Annotated in this window: 19 protein-coding genes; 8 read left to right on the top strand and 11 right to left on the bottom strand. The window is 73.1% G+C overall.

Features of this window, described 5'->3' with window-relative positions; all coding sequences use genetic code 11:
* Positions 1–96 precede the first annotated feature (96 nt).
* From ACBI99_RS24985 to ACBI99_RS24960, 6 genes are read left to right on the top strand one after another with little or no spacing between them, the layout of a single operon-like run.
* Positions 97–2,121 carry a M14 family zinc carboxypeptidase gene (locus tag ACBI99_RS24985; RefSeq protein ID WP_375073612.1) on the top strand — a complete coding sequence of 675 codons (2,025 nt, stop codon included), beginning with the start codon at positions 97–99 and terminating at the stop codon, positions 2,119–2,121.
* Between the two features lie 60 nt (positions 2,122–2,181).
* Positions 2,182–3,135, top strand: coding sequence for an STM4015 family protein (locus ACBI99_RS24980; protein ID WP_375073611.1), 954 nt, complete (start codon positions 2,182–2,184; stop codon positions 3,133–3,135).
* A gap of 2 nt (positions 3,136–3,137) precedes the next feature.
* Positions 3,138–4,178, top strand: coding sequence for an STM4014 family protein (locus ACBI99_RS24975; protein WP_375073610.1), 1,041 nt, complete (start codon positions 3,138–3,140; stop codon positions 4,176–4,178).
* Positions 4,171–4,956 (top strand): STM4013/SEN3800 family hydrolase, encoded by a 786-nt coding sequence (locus ACBI99_RS24970; RefSeq protein ID WP_219508536.1) that lies wholly within the window; start codon positions 4,171–4,173, stop codon positions 4,954–4,956. Before ACBI99_RS24975 ends, ACBI99_RS24970 begins: the two co-directional genes overlap by 8 nt.
* On the top strand, positions 4,943–6,208 hold the full coding sequence (locus tag ACBI99_RS24965; RefSeq protein WP_375073609.1) for an STM4012 family radical SAM protein: 1,266 nt from the start codon (positions 4,943–4,945) through the stop codon (positions 6,206–6,208). Before ACBI99_RS24970 ends, ACBI99_RS24965 begins: the two co-directional genes overlap by 14 nt.
* Entirely contained in the window at positions 6,202–7,053 is an 852-nt protein-coding gene (locus tag ACBI99_RS24960; RefSeq protein WP_219508538.1) for an STM4011 family radical SAM protein, read from the top strand. Before ACBI99_RS24965 ends, ACBI99_RS24960 begins: the two co-directional genes overlap by 7 nt.
* Here ACBI99_RS24960 and ACBI99_RS24955 read toward each other — a convergent pair.
* From ACBI99_RS24955 to ACBI99_RS24935, 5 genes are all read right to left on the bottom strand, one after another.
* Positions 7,029–8,231, bottom strand: a complete 1,203-nt coding sequence (locus tag ACBI99_RS24955; protein WP_375073608.1) for a DUF6745 domain-containing protein — start codon at positions 8,229–8,231, stop codon at positions 7,029–7,031. The genes ACBI99_RS24960 and ACBI99_RS24955 overlap by 25 nt on opposite strands.
* A 5-nt stretch (positions 8,232–8,236) precedes the next feature.
* Positions 8,237–8,533, bottom strand: a complete 297-nt coding sequence (locus tag ACBI99_RS24950) for a hypothetical protein (RefSeq protein ID WP_219518042.1) — start codon at positions 8,531–8,533, stop codon at positions 8,237–8,239.
* Between the two features lie 120 nt (positions 8,534–8,653).
* Positions 8,654–10,030 (bottom strand): alpha-lytic protease prodomain-containing protein, encoded by a 1,377-nt coding sequence (locus tag ACBI99_RS24945; protein ID WP_219518044.1) that lies wholly within the window; start codon positions 10,028–10,030, stop codon positions 8,654–8,656.
* Positions 10,031–10,118: 88 nt separating this feature from the next.
* A complete protein-coding gene (locus ACBI99_RS24940) occupies positions 10,119–11,135 on the bottom strand; it encodes an aminotransferase class V-fold PLP-dependent enzyme (protein ID WP_375073607.1) in 1,017 nt (338 codons plus the stop codon).
* A 60-nt stretch (positions 11,136–11,195) separates the two neighbouring features.
* Positions 11,196–14,003 (bottom strand): hypothetical protein, encoded by a 2,808-nt coding sequence (locus ACBI99_RS24935; protein WP_375073606.1) that lies wholly within the window; start codon positions 14,001–14,003, stop codon positions 11,196–11,198.
* Between the two features lie 96 nt (positions 14,004–14,099).
* Here ACBI99_RS24935 and ACBI99_RS24930 point away from each other — a divergent pair, with 96 nt between their 5' ends.
* Positions 14,100–14,654, top strand: a complete 555-nt coding sequence (locus ACBI99_RS24930; protein WP_219518047.1) for a DUF4396 domain-containing protein — start codon at positions 14,100–14,102, stop codon at positions 14,652–14,654.
* 4 nt (positions 14,655–14,658) lie between these two features.
* Here ACBI99_RS24930 and ACBI99_RS24925 read toward each other — a convergent pair whose 3' ends face one another.
* From ACBI99_RS24925 to ACBI99_RS24915, 3 genes are all read right to left on the bottom strand, one after another.
* The gene (locus tag ACBI99_RS24925; RefSeq protein WP_219518048.1) at positions 14,659–16,011 is read right to left on the bottom strand and encodes a TrkH family potassium uptake protein; all 1,353 of its coding nucleotides are present in this window, start codon (positions 16,009–16,011) and stop codon (positions 14,659–14,661) included.
* 51 nt (positions 16,012–16,062) lie between these two features.
* Positions 16,063–17,073 (bottom strand): serine protease, encoded by a 1,011-nt coding sequence (locus ACBI99_RS24920; protein ID WP_219518049.1) that lies wholly within the window; start codon positions 17,071–17,073, stop codon positions 16,063–16,065.
* A gap of 87 nt (positions 17,074–17,160) precedes the next feature.
* Entirely contained in the window at positions 17,161–17,493 is a 333-nt protein-coding gene (locus ACBI99_RS24915) for a DUF1330 domain-containing protein (protein WP_375073605.1), read from the bottom strand.
* A 116-nt stretch (positions 17,494–17,609) separates the two neighbouring features.
* Between ACBI99_RS24915 and ACBI99_RS24910 the strand changes: the two genes are divergently transcribed.
* Positions 17,610–18,785, top strand: a complete 1,176-nt coding sequence (locus ACBI99_RS24910; RefSeq protein ID WP_375073604.1) for a serine hydrolase domain-containing protein — start codon at positions 17,610–17,612, stop codon at positions 18,783–18,785.
* A gap of 12 nt (positions 18,786–18,797) precedes the next feature.
* Here ACBI99_RS24910 and ACBI99_RS24905 read toward each other — a convergent pair whose 3' ends face one another.
* From ACBI99_RS24905 to ACBI99_RS24895, 3 genes are all read right to left on the bottom strand, one after another.
* Positions 18,798–19,046: a hypothetical protein gene (locus ACBI99_RS24905; protein ID WP_219518054.1), complete on the bottom strand. Its 249-nt coding sequence runs from the start codon at positions 19,044–19,046 to the stop codon at positions 18,798–18,800.
* Positions 19,047–19,325: 279 nt separating this feature from the next.
* Positions 19,326–19,868, bottom strand: coding sequence for a hypothetical protein (locus ACBI99_RS24900; RefSeq protein WP_375073603.1), 543 nt, complete (start codon positions 19,866–19,868; stop codon positions 19,326–19,328).
* Positions 19,869–20,010: 142 nt separating this feature from the next.
* Positions 20,011–20,526 carry a hypothetical protein gene (locus ACBI99_RS24895; protein ID WP_375073602.1) on the bottom strand — a complete coding sequence of 172 codons (516 nt, stop codon included), beginning with the start codon at positions 20,524–20,526 and terminating at the stop codon, positions 20,011–20,013.
* Between the last annotated feature and the right edge of the window lie 11 nt (positions 20,527–20,537).

Here is a 20,537-nt window from a genome sequence, read left to right as displayed (position 1 = left end):
CCGCAGGTCGCCGGAGCGTCGCAAGGTGTGAGTCTTGCCGGTTCGTCCTTGTCGGCTTTCAATGATCCTCATACGGGTGATCCCCAGGAGGAGCCGATGCGAGCCCTACGGGCAGCCGCAGTTGTCCTGACCGTCGTTCTCACCACGTTCGTGACGGCCGAACCGTCCATCCCGGCGGTCGCCGGGCCCACCGACCCCGAGCCCGTCTCGCTGGTCACACTCTCCGTTCCGGACCGCGCGGCGATGGACCGGCTGGTCGCGGCCGGAGCCGACCTCACCGAGCGGGTGCGGCCCCAGGCCGACGGCAGCATCCAGGTCGACGCGGTGGTGACGCCGACCCAGCTCGCGGCGCTCCGACCGCTCGGCGCGACCCTGGCCACGGGCACGCCGGCCCCCAAGCCTGCCGCCACCGCCACCGCACGGGACCAGATCGTCATCGAGCGGGCCGTCTGGTTCAAGTCCCGCGACGGCTACTTCCTGTCGGTCGAGGCGTCCAGCAGCGCCGGCGGCGCGGCGGCGCTCACCGCCACCTGGAAGGGCAGGCGCGGCGCGACCGGCGAGGTCGCCATGGTGCCCTACCTCGACGCGGGCGCCTACCTGGGACACCAGTTCGCCACCCCGGCGCCGGTGGACACCCGGCCCGACTGGGTCACGGTCACCTCCGCGACCGGCGGCACCGCGCAGGCCCGCGTCAGCGAGTGGCCCGACGGCGAGCGCCCCGACCGCACCGGTCACCGCTACCAGAAGGACTTCATCACCCAGTACATGCCGCCCGCGCAGCTCAACGAGCGCATCAAGGCCCTGCACCGCAGCTTCCCCCGGCTCACCGACATCGTCGAGCTGCCGCACCTGACCAACGGCTACCGCCGCCACGCCCAGGCGCTGCTCGGCGCCGTCCCCGGCTCCGCCGTCGTCGTCACCTCACGCGCGTACGGGTCCGAAGGCGGCAACGACCTGGCCGTCGAGCTCGTCGACCCGGGAGCGCCCGACCGCGCGCTCGACGTGCGGGCGGACGGCAAGCGCGTCACGGTCAGCCTGGCCACCGACGGCTCCGGGACGCCCACCAGCACGGCCGCCCAGGTGGCCGCCGCGCTCGACGCCACCCCCGGGCTGCGCGCCTCCACCTACAGGGGCGACCCGGGCGCCGGGGTCATGGCGCCGGTGGCGCTCACCCAGCTCAGCGACTTCCTCAAGGCGCCCGCCGACGTCTCCCGCAAGCCCGCCAGGGTGCTCGCGCTGCGCATCGGCGTGCACCGCGACGGCTCGCGCACCGGCGTCCTCGCCTACGCCCAGGAGCACGCCAGGGAGTGGGTGACGCCGCTCGTCACCATCGAGGCCGCCGAGCGGCTGCTGCGCAACTACGCGCGCGACCCCGCCACCCGCAAGCTGCTCCAGCGCACCGACGTGTTCATCGTGCCGACCGTCAACCCCGACGGCGCCAACTACAGCTTCTACGACTTCAACTCCCAGCGTAAGAACATGACCAACCACTGCCCCGCCCAGCAGGCCGACCCGGCGCAGCGCAACACCTGGGGCGTGGACGTCAACCGCAACTACGCGGCCGGATCGCTGCACGACGGCTACTTCGGCGCCTCCGCCAACTGCCAGAGCGGCAACTACGCGGGTCCGGCCGAGCACTCCGAGCCGGAGAGCCGCAACGTCATCTGGCTCGCGCAGAAGTACCGCAACATCAAGTTCGCCATGAACGTGCACAGCTACGGCGGCTACTTCATGTGGCCGCCCGGCGCGTACAAGCTCGACGGCCGCGTCACGCTGCCCCGCCCGACCGCCCAGGAGGAGGCGTACTTCCTGCGCTCGGCCCGCACGATCGAGGAGGCCATCGCCGCCGAGCGCGGCACCGTCACCTGGCCGCAGCAGACCGGCCCGGTGACCGACGTGCTCTACTCGGCCGCCGGCAACTCGGCCGACGAGCTCTGGTACGACTTCGGCATCTACGGCTGGGACTTCGAGGTCGGCAGCGACCTGTGGAACCCGGAGACGCGGAGATGGGAGGGCGTCGGCTTCCAGCCGCCGTTCAGCGAGGGTCACCAGGAGGCGATGGAGTTCGCCTCGGGCCTGATCTCGCTGATCGGGGTGGCGGCCGATTACCGGGAGCGGTGATTGTCGGCTCGATCTGGTAGGACAGGACTCGCCAATCCCCCCAGGCGAGGACATCCTGCCATGATCGAGTACGACCCCGCGCTCGGCTACACGCTGTCCTACATGGACATGTACGCCGGGCTGCCTGTCGCCCACCCTCCGCGGGACGGCCAGTCCCCGCCGGAGGGTGAGGTGGCCTGGCGGCTCCAAGCGGTCACCTGGCCCGGCGACGAGCGGACGCGCATGTCGCAGGTCATCGACGCCTTCGTCGAGTCCGTCGACCCGGCGCGGGTCACGGCGCTGGTGATCGGGGCCTGGGAGGAGTGCTACGAGACGAGCTCGGCGTCGGTCGTGGAGCGCCTGGTCGCGCACGCGCCCCGGCTGACCGGGCTGCGCTCGCTGTTCGTCGGCGACATCGAGTCCGAGGAGGCCGAGATCTCCTGGATCCAGCAGTCCGACATGACGCCGCTGCTGGAGGCGTTCCCCAGGCTGGAGCGGTTGGAGGTGCGGGGCGGCACCGGGCTGGAGCTGTCGCCGGTGCGGCACGAGGCGCTGCGGGTGCTGCGGTTCGAGACCGGCGGGCTGCCGGCTGCCGTGGTCAGGGCGGTGGCGGCGTCCGACCTGCCCGCGCTGGAGCATCTGGAGCTGTGGCTGGGCGTGGAGGAGTACGGCGGCGACGCCACGGTGGCCGACCTGGCGCCGATCCTGTCGGGGGAGCGGCTGCCCGCGCTGCGGCACCTGGGGTTGCAGGACAGCGAGATCCAGGACGAGATCGCCGCCGCGATCGCGTCCGCGCCCGTCGTGGCCCGGCTGGAGTCGCTGGCCCTGTCGCTGGGCGTGCTGCGCGACGAGGGCGCCGAAGCGCTGCTCAGCGGGCAGCCGCTCACCCACCTGCGCAAGCTTGACCTGCACCACCACTACCTGACCGAGCCCATGATGAAGCGGATCACCGCCGCCCTGCCCGGCGTCGAGGTGGACCTGACCGGCATGGAGCAGTCCGACCGAGGCTGGACCTTCGTCGCGGTCAGCGAGTGAGCGTGGAGTTCGCGGTCGTCGGGACCCCCGGCGACCGGCGGGTGACGATGTTCGGGGCCGCGGTGACCGCCCACGGCCTGGCCGAGCCGTACGTGATCCCGTGGCGTGACGTGCTCGCCGGGCGGGAGCTGCGCGCGCCCGCGAAGGCGCTGCTGCGGATCGACTCGCCGGGCGAGGACGCCGAGGCCGACGCGCTGCTGCGCGGGCCCGGCGACCCGGCGCGGGTGGGCGGCGGCGCGGCCTGGTACGAGGCCTTCACCGCCGGGCTGGCGCGCGTCGCGGCAGTCCCCGGGGTCCGGCTGCTGGGCGACGTGGCGGAGATCGGCGTGCTGTTCGACAAGCGGCGCTGCCACGCGGTGCTGGAGGCGGCCGGGGTGCCGGTGCCGCCCGGCTTCACCGCCTCGTCGTACGGGGAACTGCGCGAGCTCATGGCCGTACGCGGCTGGAAGAGGGTGTTCGTCAAGCCCGCCCACGGCTCGTCGTCGTCGGGCGTGATCGCGTTCCAGGCGCATGCCGGGCGGGTCAAGGCCGTCACGTCGGCCGCCCGGACCGGCGGCGCGTACCTGAACTCGCTGCGGGTGCGCACCTACGAGGACGAGGCGGACGTGCGGCGGCTCGTCGACTTCCTGGCCCCCGACGGGCTGCACGTCGAGCGGTGGTTCCCCAAGGCGTCAGTGGGCGGGAGGGCGTTCGACCTGCGGGTGGTCACGGTGGCGGGGAAGCCGACGCACGCGGTGGTGCGGTTCGGGCGCTGGCCGATGACCAACCTGCACCTCGGCGGCGAGCGCGGCGACCTGGAGCCGCTGCGGGCGCGCACCGCGCTGTGGGAGCGGGTGCTCGACACGTGCGCGCGGGCGGCGGCCTGCTTCCCCGGCACCCTCAGCACCGGGGTCGACCTGATGGTGGGCGCCGACTGGCGGACGGTCGCGGTGGCGGAGGTCAACGCGTTCGGCGACCTGCTGCCGGGGCTGGGCGACCTGGCGGGACACGGCCGCGACACCTACGCCGAGCAGGTCAGGGCGGTGCTCGATGGACATGCGTGAGATCGTCGGCAGCCACGACATCCTGCTGATCACGCTCGACACGCTGCGCTACGACGTGGCCGACGAGCTGGCCAGGGCCGGGCGGCTGCGCAACCTGCTGCCCGGCGGCGCCCGGTGGGAGCGGCGGCACAGCCCCGGCAGCTTCACCTACGCCTCGCACGCCGCCTTCTTCGCCGGGTTCCTGCCGACGCCCGTGACGCCGGGGCCGCATCCCCGGCTGTTCGCGGCCACGTTCCCGGGCAGCGAGACCACGGGCGACGGTACGTGGGTGTTCGACGCGCCCGACCTGCCCGCCGGGCTGGCGGCGGCCGGCTACCACACGGTGTGCGTCGGGGGCGTGGGCTTCTTCAACAAGCGGACGCCGCTCGGGTCGGCGCTGCCGGGGCTGTTCGCGGAGAGCCACTGGGAGCCGGAGTTCGGGGTGACGGATCCGCGGTCGCTGGAGCACCAGATCGACCGCGTGGGCGACATTCTGCGAAATATCAGGACCCGGGTGTTCCTGTTCCTCAACGTGTCGGCCCTCCACCAGCCCAACCACTTCTACCTGCCCGGCGCCACCGCCGACTCGCGCGACACCCACGCCGCCGCGCTCGCGTACGTGGACCGCCACATCGGCAGGCTCTACGACCTCATGCCCCGCCCCACGCTGGTGATCGTCTGCTCCGACCACGGCACGGCGTACGGCGAGGACGGCCACGTCGGCCACCGGATCGGCCACGAAGTCGTGTGGACCGTCCCGTACACGCAGTTCATCCTGGAGCCCCATGCGCCCGTATGAGGGATACGTCTACGCGTACCCGCACAAGACCGCCTACCGCCCCCTCGACCCCCGCCCCGCGCTGGCCGACGTGTGGGCCGGCGAACGGCCCGGCGCCCTGTACGTGCACATCCCGTTCTGCGAGATGCGGTGCGGCTTCTGCAACCTGTTCACCCGGACCGGCGCCCCCGAGAACCTGGTCACCGCCTACCTCGACGCCCTCGAACGCCAGGCCGTCCAGACCGCCGACGCCCTGGAGACCAGCGCGTTCACCACGGCCGCGTTCGGCGGCGGCACCCCCACCTACCTCAGCGCCCGCGAGCTGACCAGGCTCTTCGACCTGACCGAACGGGCCATGTCCGTCGACCTGGGCGCGATCCCGCTGTCCGTCGAGACCTCGCCCGCCACCGCCACCCCCGACCGCCTCGCCGTCCTCGCCGAACGCGGCGCCACCCGCGTCTCCATCGGCGTGCAGAGCTTCGTCGACGCCGAGGCCCGCGCCGCCGTCCGGCCGCAGAAACGCGCCGAGGTCGACGCGGCGCTCGACGCCATCCGCGCCAGCGCCGTCCCCGTCCTCAACCTCGACCTCATCTACGGCATCGACGGCCAGACCCCCGCCTCCTGGCTCCACTCCCTGGACACCGCCCTCACCTGGAAGCCCGAGGAGATCTACCTCTACCCGCTGTACGTCCGGCCGCTCACCGGGCTCGGCAAGCAGGGCCGCGCCTGGGACGACCAGCGGCTGGAGCTCTACCGACTCGGCCGCGACCGGCTCGCCGACGCCGGCTACGAGCAGGTGTCGATGCGGATGTTCCGGCTGCCCGGCACCGCCAACGCCACCGAATACTGCTGCCAGACCGACGGCATGGTGGGCCTGGGCTGCGGCGCCCGCTCCTACACCGGCGACCTGCACTACTCCTTCGAGTACGCGGTCGGCGCCCGCCAGGTGCGCGCGATCATCGACGACTACGTGAGCCGCGACGACTTCGGCCACGCCAACGTCGGCTTCACGCTCACCCCCGGCGAACGCAGGCGGCGGCACCTCATCCAGTCGCTGCTGCAGGCCGGCGGCCTGGACCGCGACCTCTACCGGGAGCGGTTCGGCGCCGATGCGCTCGACGACTTCCCGCTGGCGGAGTTCCGGCAGTGGCTCGTGATCGAGCCCGACGTGATCAAGCTGACGGCCGAGGGCCTGGCCTGGTCCGACGCGATCGGGCCCGCCCTGTTCTCGCCGCAGGTCAGAGCCCTCATGGACGGCTACGACGCATGCTGACCATCCTGTACCGAGGTCCGCTGGCGAGCTGCGACTACGACTGCGCCTACTGCCCCTTCGCCAAGCGGCGCGACACGCCCGAACAGTTGCGCGCCGACCGCGCCGCGCTCGAACGCTTCGCCGCCTGGGTGGCCCGGCAGGACTTCGACGTGGCCATCCTGTTCACGCCCTGGGGCGAAGGGCTCGTCAGGTCCTGGTACCGGAAGGCGCTCGTCGAGCTGTCATGGCTGCCGAACGTCCGCCGCGTCGCCATCCAGACCAACCTGAGCTGCCGCACCGGCTGGCTCGCCGACGCCTCCGACCGGGCCGCCCTCTGGGTCACCTACCACCCCACCCAGGTGCCCTACGACCGGTTCCTCGCCAAGCTCCGATCACTGACCGTGCGGCACAGCGTCGGCATCGTCGGCGACCCGGCGCACCTCGCCGACGCCCGGCGGCTGCGCGCCGACCTGCCTCCCGAGACGTACCTGTGGGTCAACGCCGAGGAAGGCCGCCTCTACACCGACGCCGAAGCCGCCGACTGGACCGCCCTCGACCCGCTCTTCCACCACAGCCGCTTCCCGCACCCCAGCCGCGGGCTGCCCTGCCGCACCGGCGACAGCGTCGTGTCCGTCAACGGCGACGGCGACGTGCGGCGCTGCCACTTCGTCGCCGAACCGCTCGGCAACCTCTACGACGGCAGCTACGCGCCCCAGCTGCGGCCGCGCGCCTGCCCGGCCGCCGCCTGCGACTGCCACATCGGCTACGTGCACCTGGAACCGCTCGGGCTCTACGAGGTGTTCGGCGACGGGGTGCTGGAACGCATCCCGGCCGCCTGGCCTCAGGTCTCGCGCTCCGGCCGGTAGCTCTCCTCGCTCACGCCGAACGTCCAGGCCACCCCCTCACGCGCCCGCCGCACCCACGGCGGCACCCGCAGGAAGTACGTACGCCGGGTGCCGTCGGGCTCGGGCGTGGAGTTGACCACCTCCACCATCGCGACCGGCTCGTCACCCGGCAGCTCGATCCGCCACAGGACGCCCGTCTCGTCCGAATGCTCCGGCCGCGCCCCCGACTCGGCCAGATAGCGGTCGACGCCGAAGTGCTCCAGCATGACGCGGCGCAGCTCGGCGTTGGACTCCTCACGGATGCGCGCCGGGGTCAGGTCCGTCATCGTGAACCCCGCGGGCACCGGCATGCCGTGCCAGGCATGTAGGGCGAACCCGTCGGACCACACCAACGCCGGGCCGTCCGCCGCGTGCAGGCGGCCCAGCTCGTCGAGGTGCAGCTCGGCGGGGCGGGCGCTGACGATCGCCACCCGCTCGTACGGCCACCACCAGCTCGCGCACCGGGCGACCCGCTCCAGCCCGTCCAGCCCGCCGAGCCCCTCGAAGGCCGACAGCCAGGGGGCGTCATGCTGCCCGAGCACCGCATCGAGCGTCACCCGCCGCAACTCCTCCCCGACCTGCTGGCTGCCGTCCGCGGCGGCGGTGTCGCTTCCGGCGGTGATCTCGGTGGTGGCGGTGGCGTCACTGCCGGCGGTGGCCTCGGAGGAGGCGGCGGCTTCGGTGATGGCGCGGCGGACGTCGGCGACCAGGCGGCTCACCTGCGGCCACAGCCTGCCGCCGGTCTCCTCCCACCGGGCCGCCCACCCCGCCGGACCCAGCTCGGCCGAGAGCGCGGCCCTGGCCCGTTCCCACGGCAGGGTCCGCACCTCATGCCGCACCGACCGCCCCGCCACCACCCCGACCGGCAACCCCGCAAGCACACCCGCCCCCTCCGAGGACTCCGCCCTGGCCGGGGTTTCCGGCCCACCCACAGCCTGGCCTTCGGGGGTTTCTGACGCGGGCCGGGGGCGGGTGGCGGGGTCGGCGGTGAGCCAGGCGGCGGCGCGGGCGCCGGCGAGCGGCGAGGCCACCACGATCACGTGGTCCGGCTCCGGCAGGCCCGCTTCCCTGTAGGCCTGCCGGACAGCCGCGTCGGCGTCGCCGCCCGGCCCGGTGGCGAAGGCCATGCGCTCCCACGCCACCCGTTCATCGGTGTGCACGGCCATCAGTCGGCCACCACCCGGAAGGAGCCCGGCACGTACTCGCGCTGGCGGACCACCCGGTACCAGCCCTTGGGCAGCGAGATCGGGTCATGCTCCTCGTGCACCAGGCGACCGCCCTCCGGCAGGTGCAGGAACCCGCCCGACAGCGTGCCGGGCCCCGGGATCGCGTGGCAGTGGCCGGTGGCCTCGCCGTGCGCCAGCACGAGCCGCCCGCGGGCGTCACGCGGCTCGGGCCGGACGGTGCGCGGCGCGTCCTCCTCGGACACCGGCACGATCAGGATGTCGCCCTGTCGGTACATCGACCAACCTCCATCGTCAGGGGGATGATCGGAAAGTACCGTCCGGCACCGACAAACCGGCGGGCCCAGGCCGGAGGAGGGGGCTCCCCGGCCTGGGCCCGGTTCGAACGGGTCAGGACATCAGACGCGCTGCCACAGGGCGGGCACGACCGGGGGCTCCCAGCCTGCCTGCGCGGTGTGGCCCTGGAGGCACCGGTAGGTGGCGCCGCCGTACGTCACCGTGGCGCCGGCCGCGTAGGTGGTGCCGGCCGCCCAGGTGCCGCCGGGCGACTGCGTCGGCGTGTTGCTGCCGGTCGGGGTCGGGCTGTTGCCGCCCTGGGTGACCAGCGTGAGGCCGTACGCCTGCAGGATCTCGTTGACCGGCTGGAAGTACGTCGTGCCGCCCGAGCTGCAGTTGCCCGAGCCGCCCGAGGTCACGCCCTGGGCCTGGTCGCCGGAGTAGAACGAGCCGCCGGAGTCGCCGGGCTCGGCGCAGACGCTCGTCCTGGTCACCTGCGAGACCGTGCCCTGCGGGTAGGTGACGCTGGTGTTGAGCTGGCTGACCTGACCGCAGTGGGTCTGGGTGGTCGAGCCGGAGCGGCAGATCGAGGCGCCCACCTGGGCGACCTGGGAGCCGCGGATCGGCTGGATGCCCCGGCCGTAGGCGTTGACCACGCCGGTCGGGGTCCACTGCGAGTTGACCTCGACCCAGGCGTAGTCGTTGCCCGGGAAGGAGGAGCCGCGGAAGACGCCCTGGTTGACACGGTTGTGGCCGGTCGTGGTCGCGCCGGTGCTGCCGCAGTGGCCGGCGGTGACGAAGCCGCCCTGCGAGCCCGCCTTGCTCACCGAGAAGCCGACCGAGCAGCGGGAGCCGCTGCCGATGTAGTACGCGTCGCCGCCGCGTACGTCGTAGTAGGCCTGCGGCTGCTCGTTGGAGCGGACGACCCTGACGGCCGAGGCGTCGGCGCCGCTGGCCCGTACCCAGGCCTGCGCCTTGGCGGGCGTGGAGGACAGGACGACCACGTCGTTGTTCACGACGTCGACGTACCAGACCGGCGCGGTCTTCGGCGCCTTCGCGGCCGCCCGGTCGAGGGTGGCCTTGATCGCGTCGAGCTGCTGGAGGGAGCGGCCGACCACGCGGGCCTCGACACCGGTCTCCCGGATGGCGGCGACCTGCGCCTGGTCGGTGGTGGCGACGGTCATCGCAGCGGTGGGGCCGCTGAGCCAGACGCCGCCGTAGGCCGCGCCGAGCTGGGCGCGCAGGCCGGGCTCGACGGTCGCCGCGGCTGCCTCGTTGACGAGCCGGGTCTCGGCCTGCTGCTGGCTGATGCCGAGGTCGTCGCTGAGCGCGTTGATCAGGCCGGGCGGTGGTTCGTTGACAGAAGCCTGCGCCTGCGCCGCGGCGTAGGGGCTGAGGTCGTCCGCGGTGGCGCTGTGCGCGGTCCAGGCTACAGCGGGGACGACCACGAGGGTCAGTCCGAGCGCGAGGCCCGCTGTCAGGGTCTTTCTGGGGAGCATGTGACTCTCCTCGTATTACGGGGGGTGTCGCCACCGTACGAGGACGGATACGAGGAATGGTCGTCCCAAATGACCCCCTATCGCGGTGTTATGGGGCGCCCAGGGCCTCCAGCGCGCGGTCCACGTCCGCGGTCGTCGTGTAGGCGTGGAAGCTTGCGCGGACCTTCCCGGCCCGCACCGCCGCCCGGATGCCGGCCGCCTCCAGCCGTTCGCCAGGCGCGTCGACGGAGACGATCGCGCTGTCCGACGGTTCGAGGCCGAGTCCGGCCCGGAAGCGGTTGGCGAGCGCCACGTCGTGGTCGCGGACGCGCTCGACGCCGATCTCGTTGAGCAGTTCGAGCGCGGGCGCGGCCCCCACGTAGCAGAACCAGGCGGGCGACAGGTCGAAGGCCCGCGCGTCGCCCGCGAGCCGCAGCGGCGGGCCGTAGAAGGAGCCGCCCTCGTCGGCCCCGGCGTACCAGTTGGCGGCCAGCGGGCGCATGCGCTCGCGCAGGCGCGGCGACAGGTAGCCGAACGCCGCGCCGCGCGGGGCCATCAGCCACTTGTACGCGGCGCAGGCCAGCGCGTCGACGCCGTCGACGTTCACCGGGAGCCAGCCGCACGCCTGGGAGCCGTCGGCGATGACGAGCGCGTCGTGGTCGCGGGCGGCGGCGACGATGTCGGCCAGCGGCGCCACCTCGCCGGTCGCCGACTGCACCAGGCTGAACGCCACCGCGCTGGTCGAGGCGGTGATCGCGTCGGCCAGCCGGTCGGCGGGAACGGTCCGGACGCGGGCGGCCACCGCCCACGGGAACAGGTTGCTGGTGAACTCGATCTCCGGCACGACCACCTCGGCGCCCGGCGGGAGCGCGGTGGCCACGGTGGACATGATCTGCGAGACGGTCGAGCCGACGGACACGTCCTCCGCGGCGGCGCCGACCATCCGGGCGAACGCGGCGCGCGAGCGGCCCACGGAGGCGTCCCAGGGCTTCCAGTCCGAGCTGCCGTGCCGCCAGTCGGCCAGCACGGCCTGCAACTCCTCGAACGCCCGGCGGGGCGGCAGCCCGTACGAGGCGGTGTTGAGCCAGCCGGGCTCGGCGTCCCAGAGCGAGCTGTCAAGATCCATGCGCCCAGCCTAGGACGGCGCTTCCCGTACGCCTACCGTGCTGTTCGTCCGATGCCGGGCTCAGCGGCTCGCGCCGCTCAATTGGTCGCGCAGGCGGCGGCACTCGCGGGCGAAGCGGCTGCGGCTGCGGCTCGTGGCCCAGGCCGTGACCGCGGGGATCTCGTCGCGCGCGCCCGCCCAGGCCGCCACGTCGACGGCCAGCGTCACCGCCTCGGTGTGGACGGCGGCCGGCCGCTCGCCCACGGCCAGGAGGTCCGGCAGCATGGCCTTGACGATGTCCCACACCTGCGCGTGCGCGCCCTGCCTGGCCGCGTCGGCGAGCGCGCCGAACGCCGGGCGGACCTCGCGCCGGGTGCGCCGGACGAAGTGCGCGAGCTGCCGGCCGACCGCCTCGGTGGGCAGGTCGCCCCGGGCGGCCATCCGTAACAGCAACGGCGCCGCCTCGCCGTCGGGACGGGTCAGCGAACGCGCCAGGTTGATCGCGGTCGCCTCTCCGACCGGCCCGCCCGCCTGCGCCAGGGCCGCGAGCGTCGCATCGGCGGCCCCTCCGCCGAACAGCCAGGGCAGCAGGTTGACGGCGACCACCTCGCGGTGCGACGGGAGGATCGCCGGCCACCAGCCGACGGTGTCGGCGTGATCGCCCCAGCTCCACCTCCGGGGCTCGCGCAGCAGCTCGTCGATCAGCTCGTCGCCGGTCGGCCGGGCCCGCAGGACGGGCCGCACCCAGACGTCGTCGGTGTGTTCGGGCACGTGGTCGTCGTCGAACACGTGGTCCACGGCGCCCAGCCGGTAGCCCCACTCCAGCCCCGTCACCGGATCGGGCAGGCCGCCTCCGGCCAGCCAGGCGGCGGCCCGCGTGGCGCCCCGCGACCCCACCCGCGCGGCCCGTTCGGCAGCTTCCGGCCAGGCGCCGCGCGGCAGCCGCAGCAGGGCCTGCGCCAGGTCGGCGGGCAGCGGCTCGACGCCCGCCGCCGCGCACGCCTCCAGCCGGTCGACCAGCACCGCGGGGTCGAGGTGCCCAGTGGCCAGGGTGGGCGTCGCCAGCAGCACCGGCGGCAGCGTGCCTTCGCGCAGCGCCGCGTAGAGCTCGGCGAGCCGGCGCAGCACGAACAGGTGCGGCGGCGCGGCCATCCCGGGCTCCGGCAGCCGGTCGTGGTGCCGCCTCACCGGGGCGGGCGCGGTGCCGTGGAGCCGGGTGGCGATCTCCCCCAGCAGTTGCGTGAAGAACCCCCCGAACACCGCTGCCGGCTGCTGCGTCGCTTCCGGCTCGGGCATGACGCGCATGGCGGTGAAGACCGACTCCCAGGGGTCGGCGGGGCCCCCGACCGGGACGCCGGGATCGGAGCCCGGTGCGATCACCTCGTCGGCGAGGGCGCCGATCCACTGGCCGGGGCTGAGCCAGCACGGGCTCTCGTACAGGCCCGGATAGGAGTAACGGGTCGCGCGCGCCAGCGCCGCGCGCAGGGCCGCCCGGTCGCGCGCCGCCTGCTCGACGAAGGCGGCGAGCCAGCTCTCGGCCGTCTCCCAGCGCTGCACGGCCCAGCCGTCGGCGGCGAGCGTCGGCTCCGGGAACGGGCCGGGCGGGGCGAGCACGGGCAGCGGCAGCGGGGTGAACGGCTCGGCCGGCTCCTCGGGCGTCGCGTCGCCCCCGAACCGCTCGGCCACCTGACGGCCGAGGTCCGGGGGCAGCAGGGACACCGCCTCGGCCACGGCGGCGCCGCCCGTGCCGAACGTGGCGGCGTGCTTGAGCGCGAGCCGGGCCGCGCGCTCCTGCACCTGGTAGGACGGGTGCGCGAACGCGGTGGCCAGCGCCGGGGCCAGCTCGTCGGCCCGGGACGCGGCGGCCGCTTTGTCGGCCCGCGAGGTCTGGGACGTCCGGGACGCGATGCGCCGCAGTTCGTCGTCCAGCCAGCTCAGGCCGGCGAGCGCCAGCTTGGCCTCCGCGCGGAAGGTCAGCGCGCCGATCGCCTCGGCGACGTCGGCGGCGTCGTGCGGGCCGGTGCGGCGGACCTGGGCCAGGGCCAGCTCCGCGACGGTGCCAGGGGCGGCGGGCAGCAGCCGCAGGTAGTCGCGCGAGCGGGCGGCGGACTCCTCGGGCGTGGGATCGACCAGCTTGTGCAAACGTACGAAGAAGCGCAGGTCGAGGGCGTCACCGCCGCGCAGGAAGCGGCCCACGCAGCCGTCGAGGACCGCCTCGCGCGAAAGCGCGCCGGAGGCGAGCAGGGACAGCCAGGCGGTCGGCCGGGGGGTCAGCCGCTCGTCGCGCAGCGTGCGGCCGGCGCCCTGGGCGTCGAAGATCCGCGGGAGCAGCGCGGCGGCCAGCGGGTCGCCGGGCACGACGCCGGCGGCGAGCCAGGCGACCACCAGCGGGTCGTGCGCGGGAGGGTCGCCGCCGCAGCTCCGCAGCAGGGCGAGCACCAGGGGCACGGTGCGGTCGCCGGGCCTGCGGATCTTACGCGCGAGCCGGGCGGCGACGTCGGCCCGCCAGGCGGCCGGGCGGGTGACCAGCACGCGGGCCAGGTCGGGCCAGCCGGTGTGGGGCGCCCAGCGGGGGTTGAACTCGCGCCGGGTCAGCCAGGCCACCGCGCCCGCCGGGCCCGGGATCGTGCCCGCGCCCACGAGCCGCAGCGCCGCCAGGTGACTCTCCATCGCGTCGCTGACCAGCCAGCGGAGGTCCCATTCGTCGGCGTCGTCCCGATGGGGCCGGGCGAAGCCTTCGCGCAGCTCCTTGACGAACCCGGGCAGCCGGCCCGCCACGTCGGCCCGTTCGGCGTCGGTGAGCGCGATGAGGCGGTCGGCCAGAGCGCCGGTGTCGCGGCTGATGACGAGGGCGCGGACCGCCTCCCAGACGGCCTCCTGATGTGTCATGCGGCGGACATTAGAGATCGCTACCGACAATATTGTGGAACCCCAGGGGGGTATGTTACTGTCGCCGCCGAGATACGACTAAGGGGTACAAACAGCATGTCCGAGCACGGCGGCCACCACAACCACCACAACCATCACGATCATGCACAACATGGTCAGCACGGACATGATCAGCACGCGCAGCACGGGGAGCACGCGCATGGTGGGCCGGGGAAGGTCTCCTGGCGGATGGCGGCCTCGGCCACCCTGCACTGCCTCACCGGATGCGCCATCGGCGAGGTGCTCGGCCTGGTGATCGCCACCGCGCTCGGCTGGCACACCGTCCCGTCCATCGCGCTGGCCGTCGTGCTCGCCTTCTTCTTCGGCTACCTTCTGACCCTCATCCCGCTGCGCCGGGCCGGTCTCTCCTGGAAAGAGGCCATCAAGCTGGCCCTGGCCGCCGACACAGTGTCGATCCTGGTGATGGAGATCGTGGACAACGGCGTGATGGTCGCCATCCCGGGCGCGATGGACGCCGGGCTGGCCTCGGGGCTGTTCTGGGGCGCGCTGGCCGTGGCCCTGCTGGTGGCGTTCCTGGTGACCACGCCGATCAACAAGTGGATCATCGGCCGGGGCAAGGGCCACGCCGTGGTGCACGCCTTCCACCACTGAGGCGTCAGCCGACGATCATCTTCTCGTCCGGAAGCTGGTAGTGGCGGGTGTGCTCCTTGAGCGCCAGCGCCGAGCCGAGCGTGAGCGGCCCGGTCCTGCCGACGAACATGAGCACCACCAGCAGCAGTTGCCCCGCCACCCCGACCTGCGCGGTGATCCCCGTGGACAGCCCCGTGGTGCCGAACGCCGAGACGACCTCGAACAGCACCCGGTCCAGGCTGAACGGGGTCAGCACCAGCAGCACGTAGGTGGAGACCGCCACCAGCGCCACGCCGATGAGGCTGATCGAGACCGCCTGGCGCTGCACCGACTCCGGCAGCCGGCGGTTGCCCACGTGCACCGAGTGCTCGCCGCGCATCTCCGCCCAGATGACGAACGCCAGCAGCCCGAACGTGGTCACCTTGATCCCGCCGGCCGTGCCCGCGCTGCCGCCGCCGACGAACATCAGCAGGTCGGTGACCAGCCAGCTCGACGGGTACATGGCCGAGACGTCCAGGCTGTTGAACCCGGCGGTGCGCGGCATCACGGCGGCGAAGAACGCGGCCAGCACCTTGCCAGGATCGTCCAGCCCGCCCAGCGTGCGCGGGTTGCGCCACTCGGTGGCCAGGAACACCAGCGTGCCCCCGACCAGCAGGATCACGGTCACCCACACGGTGATCCTGGTCAGCACCGACCACCGGCCGGGATGCCGCCAATCGCGCAGCAGCTCGAACCAGACCGGGAAGCCGAGCCCGCCCACGATCACCGACACCGCGATGGTCAGGCTCACCCACGGATCGGTGACGAACCCCATCAGGTTGTCGGCCCACAGCGCGAACCCGGCATTGTTGAACGACGACACCGCGTGGAAGACGCCCAGGTAGACCGCCCTGCCGAACGGCTCGCCGTAGCCGATCAGGAAGCGGCCGGTCAGCACCACCGCCACGACCGCCTCACAGGCCAGGCTGAACAGCACCACCTTGCGCACCACCGTGCGCACGTCGGTCATCCGCAGCGTCTTCGTCTCGGCCTGCGCGAACAGCCGGGCCCGCAGCCCGAGCCGCCCGGACAGCAGCACCGTGAACAGCGTGGCCAGCGTCATGATCCCGAGCCCGCCGGCCTGGACCAGCAGCGCGATCACCACTTCGCCGAACGCCGACCAGTGCGACGCCGTGTCGACCACGGCCAGCCCGGTCACGCACGCCGCCGACGTGGCGGTGAACAGCGCCGTCACCCAGTCCGTCGACTCCCCGGACTCCGCGGCCACAGGCAGCATCAGCAGGCCCGTGCCCAGCAGCACCACCGCCGCGAACCCGGTCACGATCACCTGCGCGGGGTGCTGGAACCTTTCGAGCAGGGCCGGCGCCCTCGTTCTCACCGCTTCTCCCTCTTCCGGCCGGTTCACGGTACAGCAGCCGGAAAACGGAGCTCAGGTCGCGTCGGTCCGCTGGGCCTCCTGGTAGACGGCCATCGCCTCGTTGCCGAAGAACGGGCCGAACATGAAGTCGGGCGCGAAGTCGTACTTGAAGCTGTTGACCGAGGTCACCCAGCCGAGGCCGGTGGAGTCGTCGAAGCCCTGCAGCCACGGGCCGCCGCTCGAACCGCCGGTCATGCGGCAGCGCAGCCCGAGGTCCCGCGTCATGACGCTGTCGTCGAACGCGCGGCCGCTGCAGAAGATCAGCGACGAGCCGTCGAACGGCTCAGCCGCCGGGAACCCGTAGGAGAACATCTGCTGCCGTCTGGCCTGGTTGAACGCCACGCCCTGGCCGCCCACCACGTCGGTCAGCGTCCGGCCCTGCAACGGCGCGACCACGGCGGCGGCCACGTCGAAGTTGATGTCCTCGCGGGCGTTCCACTGCTGGGTGGTCAGCAGGCGGCTCGCCACCCAGGCGCCGAACGGCGCGCGGCCGTTGGCGAAGCCGGGGACGAACACCCAGTTGCGGTGGAAGGCGCCGTTCAGCTTGACGCAGTGCCCGGCGGTCATCACCACGCTCTCGTTCGCGCTGGTCACGGCGGTGCCGGAGCAGGAGGAGTTCTGGCCTTCCGCAGTGGTGAAGAAGACGCGCCCGGTGGTGCGGACGATGGCGCCGCCGTCGGTCCACCGCAGGCCGGGGCTGTTGGCCAGCTCGGCGGCCGACCGGGTGAACGAGGTGCCGCGCGTCGCCCACGGGTTGCCGCGCGTCGGCCGGTCGGAGCGGGCGGTGCGGCGCGGCTCGGGCGACGACAACGGCCGCGCCGCGCGCAGGCGCTGCGGCGTCCAGTACTGCAGCACGGTCCTGCGCTCCGGCCAGGAGTCCGTGGCGGACCACCGGACCGGGCCCGGGTCGTGCGCGGCCGTGGTTCGCGCAGTCGTGACCTGCGCGGTCGTGGCCTGCGCGGCGGCCGGGGCGGCCGTCAGGGTGAGCGTGAGGGCGGCGAGCAGGGCGACTCTGCGGGGCATGACGTACCTCCAGATAACCGGGATCTGCCGTCTGGAGGTACGCAACGGGAGGCGCGAAACGCTCAAAGTATGCGCATACGGGTATGGCTACCGCCGTAGCGCCGCCGCGGTCTTCGCCGGGTCGTAGTCCGGCCCGACCCCCTCCACCAGGAGCGCCGCGCCGTCGATGTGATCGGTGCGCAGGTGCAGGATGTCCTGGTAAGCGGGCGAGTCGTACCAGCCCCTGGCGGCGTCCAAGTCAGGGAAGCCGATGATCACGATCGTCCCCGGCCAGTCGCCCTCGCGCACCTCCACCTGCGCCCCGTGCACCAGGAACCGCCCGCCGAACGGGTCGAGCGTCGCCTGGATGCGCTCCAAGTACTCCAGCACGTCGGGGTGGGGGTTCGGCGTCTTCAGATGCGCCACGGCGTAAGCGGTCATGGTGTCCTCCCGGATTCCGGTCGTCGCCCCAAGAATCCGCGACAGGAGGGAAGCGCCACAATTACGTGCCAGGTAAGCGGTCGTTTGTCCGCAGGTCACCGGGGTAGCCGGAGCCCGTGGCCGGTATCCGGGGGATCTGCCACCCGCGCTTCACCTCGGTGCGGGACCGCTTCGCGGACAACTTCGCCGAGGGGCGGGAACTGGGCGCGTCCCTCTGCGTCTACCAGCACGGCGAGCCCGTCGTGGACCTGTGGGGCGGGCTGGCCGCCGAGGACAGGCCGTGGCGGCAGGACACGCTCGCGCTCCTGGCCTCGACCACCAAGGGGATGGCGGTCGCGGCCCTCCTGCTGCTGGTCGACCGGGGGATCCTCGACCTCGACACGCCGGTGGCCGACTACTGGCCGGAGTTCGCCGCCGAAGGCAAGGGCAGGATGCCGCTGCGCTGGATCCTGGGCCACCGCTCCGGCGTCGTGGTCATCGACCCACCGCTGACCTTGGACGACATCGAACGCGGAAGCCCGGTCGCCGACGCGCTCGCCTGCGCCAGACCCGCCTGGCGGCCGGGCAGCGCCCACGGCTACCACTGCCTCACCCTGGGCTGGCTGGTCAGCGAGGTCGTCCGCCGCGTCACCGGCCTCACCGTGGGACGGCTGTTCGCCCGGGAGATCGCCGCGCCGCTCGGCCTCGACCTGCACATCGGCATCCCCGCCCACCAGGAGGGACGGCTCGCGAGCGTCGTCGCCCCCACGGCCGGCGAGGTGCGCAACGGCCGGGCCGACCCCGAGCTCCACGAGCTCAACCGGGCGATCTGCTCGCCGGCCTCCCTGCTGCACCGCGCCACCTACGGCAGCGTGGTCCTCACCCCCGAACTGCTCGGCGGCTCACGCCTGTATCGGGCCGAGGTGCCCTCCGCCTGCGGCGTCGGCACCGCGGCCGGCCTGGCCAGACTGTACGCGGCCCTGATCGGCGAGGTGGACGGCATCCGGCTGCTGCGCCCGGAGACCGTCGCCCGCGCCCGCGCGGTCGAGGCTCGGGGGCGCGACCTGGTCCTGCGGCTGGAGACGGCCTACAGCGCCGGATTCATGCTGCCCGGCGGGCCGATGTGGCCGCCGTTCGGGGCGCCCAACGCCTTCGGGTACGCCGGCGCGACGGGCGCGTTCGCCTTCGCCGACCCGGACACCGGCCTGGCCTTCGCGTACGTGCCCAACCGCATGTCGGAGCTGATCGAGGGCAGCGACGGCCGCGTGTGGCCGCTGATGCGGGAGAGCCACCGCTGCGCGCGCGGCGGTTGACCCTGGCCGGGGTTAACCGGCCAGGTCCCTGGCGACGTTGTCGAGCCGGGTGGCCACCTCGTCGAGCTGCTCGTCGGTGACCGTGTCGCCGGGCAGCAGCCCTGCCACGTCCGCCCGCCGGGCGATCACCAGGCTGCGATGGGTGTCGTCCACCTGGGCCGCCGGCATGACCAGGCAGTCGCCCCGGACGAAGACCAGGACCGTGTCGGGGTCCGGCGCGTCCAGCAGCCGCCGTACACACTCTCGGTTGACAAGGAGCATCGTGCGGTCCTCCGCGTTCCGTTTCGTGGGGGCTTCTGAGCGCGTACCCGGATCGTCCACCCGGTCACCTGGTCAACGCGGAAAGACCACGTCAGGAGAAGCACGGGGGTGTCGGGAGAAGTACGGGCCGTCGCGGAACGCTGTCGGATGCCGTATGCGCCGCCAGCCGTCATTTGCCAGCCGTCGTTTGTCGACCGCAGTCGCCAGCCGTCATTTGCCAGCCGTCGGGCGTCAGCCTCAATCGCCAGTCGCCAGTCGCCAGTCGCCAGTCGTCAGTCGTCAGGAGAAGTACGCGTCGGCCGACGGGGTGGAGAGCAGGATGATGACGAGGACCGAGCCCAGCGTCGCCAGCCCGAAGCGCACCAGGACGAGCGGACGGAGCCAGGAGGGAAAGCCTCCGCTCGCGGCGGTGATCACGGCACGGGCGTCGATCTCCCGCACGCCGGGGTCGGCCGACTTCGCGAACGCGGCCTCGGTGTAGCGGACGGCGAACACCTGACTCGCGGTGACGAAGCCGACTGCGAGAAAGATGACCGGTTCGAGAACCCAGGACAGGACGCGGCCCGCCCCCGCGAGGTTGAGCCCGGCCAGGGCGGTCACCACGACGGCGATGCCCAGCGCGAGCGCGAGCTCCGGCGCCCGCTCCTCGAACCTGATGCCGTGCCGGGCCAGGACGCCGGGCGCGTGGCCCTGCCTGGCGACCTCGGCCTCGGCCGCGCGCTGGGCCCGGCCGCCGGTGCGCCAGGCGGCCACCGGTATGACGACGAAGGTGGCGGCCAGCAGGAGTTGCAGCGTGGCTGCAAGAGCGACGGAAACCGGCATGACGACTCACTCACTCACTCGATCGAATCATTCACTTGCTCGGGGTCGTTCATTTGCTCTGGATCGTTCACTTGCGCAGGGCCGTTCACTTGCGCAGGGCCGTTCACTTGATCGGGATCGTTCGCTTGATCGCGTCGCCGGCTCAGACGGCGACCAGGATGAGGCCGAGGATCGAGGCGCCGAACACGACGACGTGACGGACGTTCTGCAGGGTCCACGTCCAGGCGGGGAAGCCGTCCTCGGCGGCCTTGAGCAGGGCGGCGACGTCGATCCTGGCCAGCATCGGGTCACCCTTGCGCTGGAAGGCCGCGCGTACCGACTTCTCGGCCGTGAGCTGGCTGTAGAGGATGACGCAGTTGCCGACGAGGACGAGCGACTGGAAGATCCACGTCAGCGTCGGGGCCCAGGCGTGGCCGAACAGGTTGAGCCCCGCCACCACCGCCATGATCGCGGCGACCGTGGCGGGAACCGCGGTCTCGTGGCCGCCGGCGTCGAAGCGCATGCCGTTCTCGTGGAGGACGGTGGTGCGCACGCCCTGGCGCTGGAGCTCGGCCTGCGCGCGGGCCATCGCGGTGGCCCCGTAGCGGTGCCGGACCATCGGGATGCTCACGAAGGCGGCGGCGACGAGCAGCTGGCTGACGGCGATGACGGTGTTCACGGGGGCTCCTC

This window comes from Nonomuraea sp. ATR24, assembly GCF_041950485.1.
Taxonomy (GTDB): Bacteria; Actinomycetota; Actinomycetes; order Streptosporangiales; family Streptosporangiaceae; genus Nonomuraea; species Nonomuraea ceibae.
The sequence above is the reverse complement of the archived record's forward strand: the minus strand, read 5'-3'. Positions and strand labels throughout refer to the sequence as shown.